14 protein-coding genes are annotated in these 12,406 nt (G+C 37.7%); 10 read left to right on the top strand and 4 right to left on the bottom strand.

What is annotated here, in order from left to right:
- The first annotated feature begins 105 nt into the window (after positions 1-105).
- Positions 106-1,608, top strand: a complete 1,503-nt coding sequence (locus J2Z66_RS13345; RefSeq protein WP_209971936.1) for an IMP dehydrogenase — start codon at positions 106-108, stop codon at positions 1,606-1,608.
- A 604-nt stretch (positions 1,609-2,212) separates the two neighbouring features.
- Here J2Z66_RS13345 and J2Z66_RS13350 read toward each other — a convergent pair.
- The 4 genes from J2Z66_RS13350 to J2Z66_RS13365 form a co-directional block, all read right to left on the bottom strand.
- Positions 2,213-2,875: an exosporium glycoprotein BclB-related protein gene (locus tag J2Z66_RS13350; RefSeq protein WP_209971937.1), complete on the bottom strand. Its 663-nt coding sequence runs from the start codon at positions 2,873-2,875 to the stop codon at positions 2,213-2,215.
- Between the two features lie 252 nt (positions 2,876-3,127).
- A complete protein-coding gene (locus J2Z66_RS13355) occupies positions 3,128-3,421 on the bottom strand; it encodes a WGxxGxxG family protein (RefSeq protein ID WP_209971938.1) in 294 nt (97 codons plus the stop codon).
- A 24-nt stretch (positions 3,422-3,445) separates the two neighbouring features.
- Positions 3,446-3,964: a DUF3231 family protein gene (locus J2Z66_RS13360; RefSeq protein WP_209971939.1), complete on the bottom strand. Its 519-nt coding sequence runs from the start codon at positions 3,962-3,964 to the stop codon at positions 3,446-3,448.
- Between the two features lie 142 nt (positions 3,965-4,106).
- Positions 4,107-4,268 (bottom strand): hypothetical protein, encoded by a 162-nt coding sequence (locus J2Z66_RS13365; RefSeq protein ID WP_209971940.1) that lies wholly within the window; start codon positions 4,266-4,268, stop codon positions 4,107-4,109.
- 323 nt (positions 4,269-4,591) lie between these two features.
- Here J2Z66_RS13365 and J2Z66_RS13370 point away from each other — a divergent pair, with 323 nt between their 5' ends.
- The 9 genes from J2Z66_RS13370 (at position 4,592) to J2Z66_RS13410 (ending at position 12,371) form a co-directional block, all read left to right on the top strand.
- Positions 4,592-5,062: a GNAT family N-acetyltransferase gene (locus J2Z66_RS13370; RefSeq protein WP_209971941.1), complete on the top strand. Its 471-nt coding sequence runs from the start codon at positions 4,592-4,594 to the stop codon at positions 5,060-5,062.
- A gap of 107 nt (positions 5,063-5,169) precedes the next feature.
- Positions 5,170-5,958, top strand: a complete 789-nt coding sequence (locus J2Z66_RS13375; RefSeq protein WP_312894546.1) for a 2-phosphosulfolactate phosphatase — start codon at positions 5,170-5,172, stop codon at positions 5,956-5,958.
- Between the two features lie 612 nt (positions 5,959-6,570).
- Positions 6,571-7,137: a helix-turn-helix transcriptional regulator gene (locus J2Z66_RS13380; RefSeq protein ID WP_209971943.1), complete on the top strand. Its 567-nt coding sequence runs from the start codon at positions 6,571-6,573 to the stop codon at positions 7,135-7,137.
- A gap of 106 nt (positions 7,138-7,243) precedes the next feature.
- Positions 7,244-7,741 carry a hypothetical protein gene (locus tag J2Z66_RS13385; protein WP_209971944.1) on the top strand — a complete coding sequence of 166 codons (498 nt, stop codon included), beginning with the start codon at positions 7,244-7,246 and terminating at the stop codon, positions 7,739-7,741.
- Positions 7,742-7,931: 190 nt separating this feature from the next.
- Positions 7,932-8,486, top strand: coding sequence for a 2'-5' RNA ligase family protein (locus J2Z66_RS13390; RefSeq protein ID WP_209971945.1), 555 nt, complete (start codon positions 7,932-7,934; stop codon positions 8,484-8,486).
- Between the two features lie 164 nt (positions 8,487-8,650).
- On the top strand, positions 8,651-9,508 hold the full coding sequence (locus J2Z66_RS13395; protein WP_209971946.1) for an alpha/beta fold hydrolase: 858 nt from the start codon (positions 8,651-8,653) through the stop codon (positions 9,506-9,508).
- Positions 9,509-9,753: 245 nt separating this feature from the next.
- A complete protein-coding gene (locus J2Z66_RS13400) occupies positions 9,754-10,344 on the top strand; it encodes an HD domain-containing protein (RefSeq protein ID WP_209971947.1) in 591 nt (196 codons plus the stop codon).
- A gap of 259 nt (positions 10,345-10,603) precedes the next feature.
- Positions 10,604-11,128, top strand: coding sequence for a GNAT family N-acetyltransferase (locus J2Z66_RS13405; RefSeq protein WP_209971948.1), 525 nt, complete (start codon positions 10,604-10,606; stop codon positions 11,126-11,128).
- Positions 11,129-11,528: 400 nt separating this feature from the next.
- Positions 11,529-12,371: a P-loop NTPase family protein gene (locus tag J2Z66_RS13410; protein ID WP_209971949.1), complete on the top strand. Its 843-nt coding sequence runs from the start codon at positions 11,529-11,531 to the stop codon at positions 12,369-12,371.
- Positions 12,372-12,406: the final 35 nt, after the last annotated feature.

The following is a 12,406-nucleotide window of genomic DNA, read 5'->3' on the forward strand; positions in this document are numbered from 1 at the left end:
TGGAGGAGTTATTTACTGACTTTGATGATGAAATGCTTATGGGATTGTATCAAGGTCTATATAAACTTATGGAAAAAACAGCTCAAGAACAAGGGAGGAAATAATATGGCAGTTTATATGAATGAAGTATCACGCACCTTTGGTGAGTATTTACTAATACCAGGTTACTCATCTGTAGAGTGTATACCGGCAAATGTTAGTTTACAAACACCCTTAGTGAAATTTAAAAAAGGAAATAAACCTCCTATGTCTTTGAATATTCCTATGACATCAGCAATTATGCAGTCTGTTTCTGATGATACAATGGCAATATCTTTAGCAAAAGAAGGTGGACTTTCTTTTATTTACGGATCACAATCTATTGAAAGTCAGGCACAAATGGTTGCTCGTGTTAAAAGTTATAGAGCTGGTTTTGTTGTTAGTGATTCTAATATATCTCCTGAAGATACTTTAGACGAACTGTTAATGTTAAAGAAGAAGACTAATCATTCGACTGTAGCAGTAACAATTGATGGAAGTTCTAGAGGTAAATTATTAGGCATTGTAACTAGCAGAGATTATCGAGTTAGTCGGATGACTTTAGACACTAAAGTTAAAGATTTTATGACACCATTCGAAGACTTAATCTGTGGTAATAAAGATACCACATTAAAAGAAGCGAATAATATTATATGGGAGCACAAATTAAATTGCCTTCCAATCATTGATGGTGAACAAAGATTGATTTCTATGGTATTTCGAAAAGATTACAATACTAATAAGGAAAATGAGAATGAGTTGATTGATGAATCAAAAAGATATATGGTTGGTGCAGGTATTAATACTAGAGATTATGCTGAACGAATTCCAGCATTACTTCAAGCTGGAGTAGATGTTCTTTGTATTGACAGTTCCGAAGGATTTACAGAATGGCAAAAGATTGTTCTTGAATACATCCGGAAGAATTATGGTGATATCGTAAAAATTGGGGCAGGAAATATAGTTGATAAAGAAGGTTTCCGTTTCCTTGCCGAAGCTGGTGCCGATTTTGTAAAAGTAGGAATTGGCGGCGGTGCAATTTGTATTACACGAGAACAAAAGGGCATAGGAAGAGGTCAAGCTACCGCATTAATTGAGGTAGCGAAGGCTCGTGATGAATATTTTAATGAGACAGGAATCTATGTACCAATTTGTTCTGATGGAGGTACTGTACACGATTATCACATTACATTGGCACTAGCTATGGGAGCAGATTTTCTAATGTTAGGAAGATATTTTGCCCGATTTGATGAAAGCCCCACTAAAAAAGTGAATATAAACGGTAATTATATGAAGGAGTATTGGGGAGAAGGAAGTACAAGGGCAAAAAATTGGCAGAGATATGATTTAGGCGGTGACGAAAAACTTTCTTTTGAAGAAGGAGTTGATTCGTTTGTACCATATGCAGGAAGTTTAGAAGATAATGTTGGGCTTTCTTTAAGCAAAGTACGTTCAACAATGTGTAATTGTGGTTACCTGACAATTCCTGAACTACAAAAAAACGCTAAGTTAACCTTAGTTTCTTCTACAAGTATTGTTGAGGGTAGTGCACACGATGTTCTACTTAAAGATAGTCGTCAGATATTGTAACAAATAATTGTTAGCGAATCCCTTCACTAGATATATTAGATTTTTTATATAAATGAAATGTAGCTTTAGTATGTTAAGGAACTGTGATTACAGTTCCTTTTTCTTTGATGAGGAACAGACCAGACTTTCAGATTTTCTTGTCTAATGACACAAAAGTGCCTACATTCTGACGGGACTACAAGTACGTAAATCAGATGACAAGAATATATCTGCCTAAGGATCCGTTAAATCACATTTTTCGTGTTTTATTGTTGAAGATCAGCTTTTTTCGTTATCCTAAGAGGGAATAAGTACAAGTTCTTGTCTTTTAACGGTACAAGTTCTTGTCCTCCGACATATAAGAATGTCGAGTGACAAGAACATAGTCCGATTAATATCCACCTAAATGGTGGCTTTTTTAATTTATCGGAACATATTCTTGTCATTCCTCCTTGTCAAGAATATGTTCCGATTGCCGACAAATACCAAGATTATAGACCGATTGCCGACAAAAGAACAATAGTATCTCCAGGGCTCTTTTTTTATCTAAACAGCAACAGCTTTGATTAATTTGAAAATATCAAACGTTGTATTGTTATCAAGAAAATCATTATTAATTAGTATACTATTTGATATTAACACCTGCACTTGCATAACCTACAACGGTATTCAAAAGCGTAGTTCCTGCAGCTGTTGCTGAAAATACCATTAATAAACGATCTCCTTCGGATACAGAAATATCCAACCCAGAATTTGTCCCCCTGCTGCTGGCGCCAATTGCAATTGGGCCCGGGATAGGTGGAGATAATGTTACACTAGCACCTGGAATTGGACTAAAGATGTTGGTTGTGGTTTCAGTGAATAATTGAGCTGTGATGGTTATAGTGGTTGTTACAATAGCCAGTGCCACTGTTGCGCTAAAAAATCCAGAAATAGAAGTTATCGTTCCATCACGGGGTACTGAAAATGCCATATTAAGAAGCGTGCCACCAGCACCTGTAAGATCTATCACTCCACCTGCAAGAGCAATATTAGTAGCTGAATTTCCAAATCCTATGAGACCCGTAGTTCCAACTAACCCAGTCGCTAGGGTAGTCAATGTAACTGGAAGTCCAGATGCATAAGGAATTATCGCACCAGGACCCGCATCGCCTTCTCTACCTCTTCTGCCCCGGGAACCTCTTGGGCCCTGAGGTCCTCTAAGCCCACGAAGACCTTGTGGAGCTTTCACACAAACTTTTGGTGAAGGACAAGTCACCTTCACTACTTTCTTCTTTGGACAACTCATAAATGAACACCTCCGATTTAGTATGCTCTATCTTATGAATTGTCTCTTATTATAGATTGGACTTGCATCCCATTTTCAATAGACTACAAACCATTTTATGGAAATTAGTTTTGAATGGTTTTTTGAAGTAGTGACGGCGATCTAATAGGCCCCTTTGTAGAATTTTGATAACGGGATGATGAAACCAAAACAGCACATGGAACCTTTACATGCTTAGGTCCATGTGCTGCTTTATGTGGTGATACAGTTGTTTTAAGTTCTTTCCTTATTTCGGCTTCGCAGTCCAGCCAATCCAATTAGTCCCAGAAGTCCAAGCCAACCCCAATCATTTCCATCATTATCAGTTGCGTTAGCCCTGTAATTATTATTAGTATTGTTACTACCTGCAGCTGTTGCCCCATTTATGTTCGTTGAGCTGACGCTTTGCACTCCTGAATATGAAGTCGGGTGTTCCATATCCATTTTTTGATTTTGATGCGCAAAAGCCGGTACCGAAAGGATAACAGCCAAGATGATTGTTACAAAAAGTGAAATAGTTTTTTTCATTTAATGGCCTCCATTTTTATTATGTTAAGCTTTCACTAATTCCGGTGTTTTGATTTGAAGAGGGGGCGGGATAAGCCAGCCTTTTTCCTTATTCATTCTTAATAAACGGAGGCCCATTGCGGTTTTTGCTACATGATATTTTGCAAAGAGGGCACCGATATCTTCACGCACGGAAGAACCCATCACTTGGCTGCAAGTCACAAGTCCGATTGAATTATCCGCGGATATGGCCGCCGCGATCTCCGGATCACTGAATCTAGCTCCAACAGGAATGTCTTCTAATTTTGCTTTCGGCTTATCGGGGAGCGCTGGTGCTGGAATAACACCATTATCTTTAAGCAGTGTGTCGCACTCTTTCTCTTCTTGTTTCGCCTCTTTGATCATGTCTTCAACCAAATTCTTTAAATCCTTATCACCGGCATGGTTGAGATAAGACTGATAACAAGAAACAGCACTTTTCACTGCCACCGAATAACTCCACACATTAAATATTTCGCCATAATGCATAGGCTCGTCCTTTGGATTACCACTAAGTATTCCCACTAAATGTTTTCCTCCTTTAAAATATATTCAATTGATAAGATCCCCACTTTGCGCTAAGTATTCGATCTAGAAAGTATTTTTTTAATTAAAACTAAAAGAGCCCTCACCTGGGCCGTGAGGGCCACTTTATATTTTAAAATCATTAAGCAGTCTCGATTGCTTCAATGGCGTCTGCAATAGTTTCGAACCTCTGGTCCTTGAATCGTTTCTTATTGATTCGGTACCCAACGCAGTCATCATCAATATCCGGACCATCACGTACTTGAATATCAACACCGAGATGCGTGTGTACGGTTACCCACATCAAGATATCCCCCTCAGCCCCATAAGGGGCAAGCACAGTTTTGTATATATTTTATTCGGTCAATCCTAAAGTGTTATTAACGTAATAACGCTTGCTGGAAGCCTGATTCCCTTGCATTTAAATTTATCGGATCATATTCTTGTCAATTCTCCATGTCAAGAATATGGTCCGATTGCCAAATGAGATTAAGAATGTATACCTGATTCCCGAAGTATGGTTATAGCGCCATTAAGCTAACGGGCAGGATAGTTTGGTTATAATGGTTTTTCCCATAACATTTCGTAAGGGGTGTGTTAGTCTGATTTAGAGGTGGGAGATATATCATGGAAGTTAAACTTATGCCTGTTAAAGTTGAACAAAAAGAAATCCTCTACAACCTATATCAATATTATCGTTATGATTTTAGTCAGTATACCGAGGAAGATTTGGGCTTAGATGGACGTTTTGATATAGACTTGGAACACTATTGGGAAGACCCTAGATGGAACCCTTATTTGATATGTAATAAGGAACAAATCATTGGGTTTTTAATTATACTTTTTGAGAATTACGATACGGATCCCGATCCAACACATGTCATATATGATTTTCTAGTCCTCAATAAATATAGGAGAAGGGGTTTAGGGAGACTAGCGGCTGTTCAGGCGTTTAATTTATACCAAGGGAATTGGAAAGTGGTCCAGATGAAAATAAATGAGCCAGCAAAACATTTTTGGCGGGATGTAGTGTCGTTGCTCTGTCAAAAAAGAACTGTGTATAACTTTAAGAGAAGTTGTCCCAGGTGGAGGGCTTAGCGCACTACACTAGCGGATCTAGTCCAAAGTTGAAGGAAAAGAGAAAACCTTAATGCCTGCCATCAAGGCTTTCAATGAACCTCATACGCAGGATTACTCACTTATCTGTGGAATTGTTTTACATTGTTTCGAAAACCAATGGGGTGGTGGTTACTATTATCGATGATGTTTTTAATCAGGTTGAGTACCAAGTCAGGTTTGAATGGGGAGCTGAAGGAGTTCGGCGATTGGCACCATTATCACAAGTTATAGTCATCATAGATGTACTATCATTTACAACTTGTGTAGAGGTAGCGGTCTCCAGAGAATCTTTAGTGTTTCCATATATTTATAAGGATGAATCAGCAGTAGCTTTTGCTGAATCGGTCACAGCAACGCTAGCAGGTAAGCGCGGTCAAACACCCTCTTTATCTCCAAACACTTTGTTTTCTTTGACACCACAAACTCGGATTGTATTACCTTCACCGAACGGTTCAACGTGTACAGTTATAGCAAAAGAGTCAAATGCAACCACAATTGCTGGCTGTCTACGCAATGCATTCGCTGTTTCAGAATATATAAACGAGCATTTTCCTGGTGAAGTAGTAAGTGTAATTGCCTGTGGTGAACAATGGAAAGGTGGTATGTTACGTCCTGCCATTGAAGACTTAATAGCAGCTGGGGCAATACTAAGTCGTTTTAATCAGTCGTGTCTCTCACCAGAAGCTAAGTTAGCTGTTAGTGCCTTTAAACACGCAGAGGGCGATATACAAAATATTTTAAAAGAATGTTCATCTGGTCGTGAGTTAATAGAAAAAGGATTTCCTGAAGATGTTGTTATTGCAAGTGAACTTAACATTAGTCAGATTGTTCCTGTATTTCATGAAGGTGCTTATATGCAACCGGGGGCAAGATAACTCCGATCTGCGAATCACCATCGCACAGCAAACGACTCGGCGCAATCTCTCGCTTTATTGGCGCCATCAATGCGCCTTACCGTTTCTGCACGAGTGCTGCTTCGGTACTGGCGCATGAAAAATCAATATACCGCTGGAAAGTATTCTGAAGTATTTCGAGAAGATCTAAACAAATATGTACAATCGTTCAGTAATAGGACTTCTTCTATTCGTTGAAGTAACGAGGAACGTTAGTTCAACAAGTCAGCGGCAGTCTATAACTTTATTTTCTCGTTCATGGCTGCCGCCGTTTGAACTATTGGGAATCAGTCTAAAACTTATTTCTCAATACCTGAAGTTTTTCAAACTCTAAAACCGCGTCAAATTTGAGCTAACGGGTAACGTTAGTTGAACGAAACAAGGAGCAGTTTGCCGCGGCAGCTTCTCCTTGTTTTTATTAAGCTAAAGGGCAGTTTAGTGTAATACTCTAGGGTCTATGTGAGATTACATGGCTATTATTTTGCAACTTAGGGTTGCAATGGATACACCATTCCATTCAACTTACACTCGATTTAGGTTCTATTTCTTTTGTGATACTATTGGTGTGTACTTAACGTTGGAGGTGAAATCCCATTGCTCGATAATAAAAAAATTGGAAAAAACATATTGGATTTACGGAAAAGATTAGAGTTGACGCAGGTGGAGCTTTCCACATTATTGGGGGTCAGTCATCAAGCTGTTTCTAAGTGGGAACAAGGGGAATGTTTGCCGGATATTGAAGTGTTACTAAGGTTGGGACAGATTTTCAATAAATCCGTTGAAGAGCTTCTTCTGAGTGAGAGAATTACAGATGATGACTTTCTTGGTGAAGAAGTTGAACATTCTATTGAATCTTCGGGCCAACCAAGTGTATGGATTAAAGATCTGGAGGAAATTGGAAATCAAATTTCCCTTCCTAGTTTCAATACATGGTTGAGAAATACGAATGCAGAGTATGTAGATGGAGTGTTCCTTATCTATAGCCCGAACAACTTCACATCAGAATGGTTATACCATCGATATTCCTCACTCATAATAAAAACACTTGAGGGATTAACTGGTGCGACTGATTTCAAGATAGAATTCCGATCTATGGATGCAAACAATAGAGGGGATGGTATGATACCAAGTCGAACTACATTAAACTTAGAATCGATGTGAGTTATAAGCTAACGGGCAGATTTGCGTAATCAACTCTTATGGTATTTTGGTGTGACATGAGTGTACAATTAGATCATAAAGAGCGTTTCCATGTGGAGGTTATGTCTTGAAAGAAATTCTCGATATAATAGAGAAAAATTTTATAGATGAAATTTATTTAACTGGTTTCGTAGATACAGATGATATTGGAGTCACTGAATTTACGGCTCTAATGAGTTACTTATTTTTCGAATTTGATGGTCAACTTATAAAGATAGAGTCAGTTGATCAATATTCGAAATTATCAATTTCTAAAACAGTGTCAGTCCAATTAGAAATTGATCTGGAAGATGTTATCCCAGCAAAATCAAGAATCAGTAATATCATATTTAATAATCCATTAATAGATAATAAAGTCGCTGAAATCGAGTTTTTTAACTTGCAAGTAGATAATAATAGCGAAATAACATGTGATGCATTGAAAATAATTCTTCTAAATAAACAAGAAATATTCTTGGACCCATCATTTCTGGGAATCAATATTGGACCATCAGAAGTAGAAAAATTATGGAGAGATAATCAAGGAGTAGACTATGTAGTTACTCCAACTCGAATTAAACTTTAACAGTCTGGAACTAGCCATTTATTACAATGATTGGTTAAGCTAACGGGACACAATAGTTGAACAATACAAGGAGCAGTTGCCGCGGCAGTTGCTTCTTGTTTTTATTACGCTAACGGGCAGTTTAACACTAAAGCAGGATTTGGAAAATACTTGAAGAATTCTTACATATTATTTATTATGGGGTGTAAAAATGCATTTTTTCATAGGAATCGTTCCACCCGAAGAATATAAAGAACAAATTTTGCTATTTCGTACTAAATGGGCTAAGACATTTCGAAATCGATGGGCTAATAACTGCTTTAGGGATCTTGTGGAGCCTCATATAACTGTTAAAGCCCAAAGTGGACTTACGGAGGATATGAATTGGTTTGAAAAAGTAAGAGAAACTTGTTCTTCATTTCCAATTTTCCAGTTAACTTTGTCTGAACCAGCAACATTCGGAACAGCGGTTACATTCCTTAGCGTTGAATCGAAAGAGGTATATAATCTACACAAGAACTTGGTAGATGCGGTTTCCCCACCGCCCGAACTTATTGAAAGGCATATAGAGTTGGATCACTTCATTCCACATTTGACTTTGGGTCAAACAAAATGGGGCATGAATGAAGCAGAAATTATTGAAATGAAATTGGCTGCGAGAGAAGCATTATCTCCTTTTCTAAACTTCGATGTAACATTCGTGCGGGTATTTGATATTAAAAAAAACGTACCTTTTGAAGATATCAAACTTGCCAAGTTGTTCTAATCAGATCATTGAACTAACGGGACACGTTAGTTGAACGATACAAGGAGCAGTTTCCGCGGCAGTTGCTCCTTGTTTTATTACGCTAACGGGCAGAATAACTCAAAGGATTTTGAATATCCTGAGAGAAATATATGTAATAATAACCGTAAATCGGGAGGAATTAAATGGATGGAATAGTTTCAAAAATAAATGGTGTATCACTCTGGCATATAACTCAAGGGCAGGGTATTCCTATGGTGCTCTTACACGGAGGACCAGGGGCATATGACTATTTAGAGCCAATCGCCGATATGTTAGATAATCGTTACAAAGTTATACGGTATGAGCAGCGAGGGAGTTGGAGGTCTGAGAAAAAAGGACCCTATGATGTTGAAACCTTTATTGATGATTTAGAACATTTAAGGCTTCATTTAGGTATAGACAAATGGGTTGTGTGCGGACATTCTTGGGGGGCATCATTGGGTCTAGCTTATACTGTCAGATATAATTGTCAGGTTAAAGCATTAATTTATATATCGGGAACTGGAATAAACCCCGCATGGCATATCGATTATCGTATTAATCGACTTGAAAATATGAGCTTTGATGAAAGAGAAGAGTATACTCAATTGCGTTCAATCGTGAACCAAATGAGCGGTATAGAAAGAGAACACACCCGAAACCGAATACGTGAACTCAGTTTGAGGGCAGATTTATTTAACAAAAATAATTTTTCTATGCTTCCACGAGTAGATGGTCAATTTGTAAACAATGAAGTCAATCAAAAGGTTGACTGCAATGAGTACCTAGAAAATGATGAGTTTAGAAATGAAGTCATTTCCTCAATTACTGCTCCTGTGCTTTTAGTTCATGGTGAAGTAGACCCTCGACCATATAAATACGTGAAGGAACTTGCGAGTAACTTAAAGAATAGCGAGTTTAGATTAATCTCCCAATCTGGACATTACCCTTGGCTTGACAACCCCACTACTCTTGGGAAACTAATACATGACTTTGTAGCCCGAAAAGTTACTGGAATTTAGAGGGGGATTATTCCGTTAACGGATACGATATCGAAACAAAATATTGGAATAAGGCTGCTGGCTGGCACTGATCGGCAGCTTTGTTGTGCTAACGGGCAGGATAGCTTAAGCAATTCACGAATACTTAAAGTATATTTGGTTTTGTGAATTCGCATCACCTTGTTAGGCGAAATACTTGCAACAATCATTAAGGCCTGATATACCAATAAATCCAATAATCCTAAAATAATTGGAGTGTTTCGAATATGATGCGGAAATTAAACGATCAAATTAATTTTCTTGTTGAAGTAGATAAGATGAAACAAATATTTCGAAATACAATCCTTATGGATAAATCAAGGAAGGAAAATGATGCTGAACATACTTGGCATATGAGTCTAGCGGCTATGACTTTATGTGAATACTCAAACGATCAAGCTATCGATATGTTGAAAGTAATTAAAATGGTCATAATTCATGATATTGTTGAGATTGATGCTGGAGATGTTTTTGCATACGGTAATATAAACCTTAGTGAAAAGGCTATTAAAGAGAAGAAAGCTGCAAAAAGAATATTTGGGTTACTTCCAGATGGACAGTATAAGGAATTTCTGGAGTTATGGAATGAATTTGAAGAAGGAGCTAGCTCTGAAGCAAAGTTTGCACAAGCACTTGATTGTTTCATGCCAATATTACATAACTATCGAACTCAAGGACTACAATGGCAAAAATTAAATGTAACAAGTGAAATGGTACTTAAACGAAATAAAAAAATAGAGCTTGGGTCAAATAGATTATGGGAGTACATTGAAAGCATTGTCAGTGATGCTGTTGAAAAAAACTATTTAATGAAATAAACTACTTGCTGGTATTTCATAGAAGACAAGTACTTCGCCTAACACTGTATCCACGCTGCGGTCCTGGGGGTCCTCGGTCTGCCCGAGGAATTTCGGGGAAGTGGATCAGGCATTCACCTAACGGGTACGTTAGGTGAACGATACAAGGAGCAGTTTGCCGCGGCAGTTGCTCCTTGTTTTTATTAAGCTAACGGGCAGGATAGTTTTAATTACATAGAGAATATTTCTAATATATGTTTTTATTATTAGGAGGTAAAGTATGGGTCCAAGATTGGAAACGAGCCGGTTAATTCTTAGATTGTTTGAACCCTCGGATGCAAAAACAGTACAATTATTAGCTGGAAATGAAGAAGTTGCTCGGACAACGCTCTCTATTCCTCATCCATATCCTGATGGAGCAGCCGAAGCATGGATAGAACGTATTCGAAATGCATTCAATAATGGAGATATATACTCTTTCGCAATGATAAGGAAGGAAGATGAGGTGCTTATTGGTTGCGTAAGTTTACGTGTCGCCAAAAGCGAAAATCAGGCTGAGTTAGCATATTGGGTAGGTCATCCTTATTGGGGACAAGGATATGCCACAGAGGCTGCCCAATCAGTATGTAAGTTTGGCTTTACAGACCTGAACTTAGAACGTATATTTGCTGCTGCAATGGTGAAAAATCCAGCATCATACACCGTAATGAAAAAAATAGGGATGAAATCTGAAGATAACTTCCCTAAACAAATTTTAAAATCTGGCGTTTATGAAGAATTAGTTCATTACGCTCTGACTAATTAAACTATCTGGGAACGTTAGTTGAACGATACAAGGAGCCGTTTGCCGCGGCAGTTGCTCCTTGTTTTTTATTAAGCTAACGGGCAGGTTTGTTTAGAAAGTCCCTGATTGTATTTATCTATGCTTAATGTTAATCTAAACAATAGAGATGCAAACAAAGGAGCATAAACCTTATCATGTGGATTACTCTGTAAAGATTAACAATTTGAAAGGATGCCTGTAATAGTGACTACACTATTTTATTAGGTATGCTTTTCTTTAATCTTACAGGGTATGCAGGGAAAGGTGTATCATAAACCCATGCTGCGGTTACCTGATGGTATCCGCTTTTATTCGTGGAAAACCGTATCTCTATTGATTCCTATCTGCTTATCCTCCTACTAGCGAATGGAGGAACTTTATTATGAGATCGAAGTTAGTCTTGATTGAGGGATTTCCAGGATCCGGGAAAACAACAACTGCTCAACTCGTTCATGAAATTCTTACGGAAATGAACATTACATCTCAGTTGTTTTTAGAAGGAAATCTGGAACATCCTGCTGATTATGATGGAGTCGCTTTCTTTAAGAAAAATGAATGGGATGAATTATTGAGTACCCATGAAAAGTTTAAAGAGTTGTTGAGTAATCTCATGATTAAACAAGGTAACGATTACTTCCTAGAATATCGGAAAATAAAATATGAATACGGGTCAAGTTTTCCAGATGAATTGCTTCAGGCAGTTTTCAAACATGATATTTATGAATTGTCGCTAGATCAAAACAGGAAACTGATAACAGAACGATGGAAGAATTTTGCGGATCGTGTTTTGAATGGCGCAGACATCTTTGTTTTTGATTGTTGTTTTATACAAAACCCTGTAACCATGGGGATGATTAAACATGGTGCGAAGAAGGAAGACGTTATAAGTTACGTTATTGAACTGGCAACAATTGTGGAGCGACTGAATCCATTGTTGATTTACGTAGATCAGAACGATTTTGATCATTCTTTCAGAAAGGCTGTAAAGGAAAGACCTCAGGAATGGTCAGAGGGATTTATTGAATATTACACGAACCAAGGGTATGGAAAAAAACAAAATTACAATGGTTTAGAAGGAACGCTGCAGGTTCTTAAAGCAAGAAAGGAACTAGAAGAAGAAATTTTTAACGGCTTAAACATAACCAAGATAAAAGCTGATAACTCTTCTTATAATAAAAACGATTATAAGCAAGTTTTAGAGGGCATTTTATCAGAATATTTTTAAATCAACAAACTAACTAGAAATTGGATTTTAATGAT

This window comes from Paenibacillus eucommiae, assembly GCF_017874215.1.
GTDB lineage: Bacteria > Bacillota > Bacilli > Paenibacillales > NBRC-103111 > Paenibacillus_AI > Paenibacillus_AI eucommiae.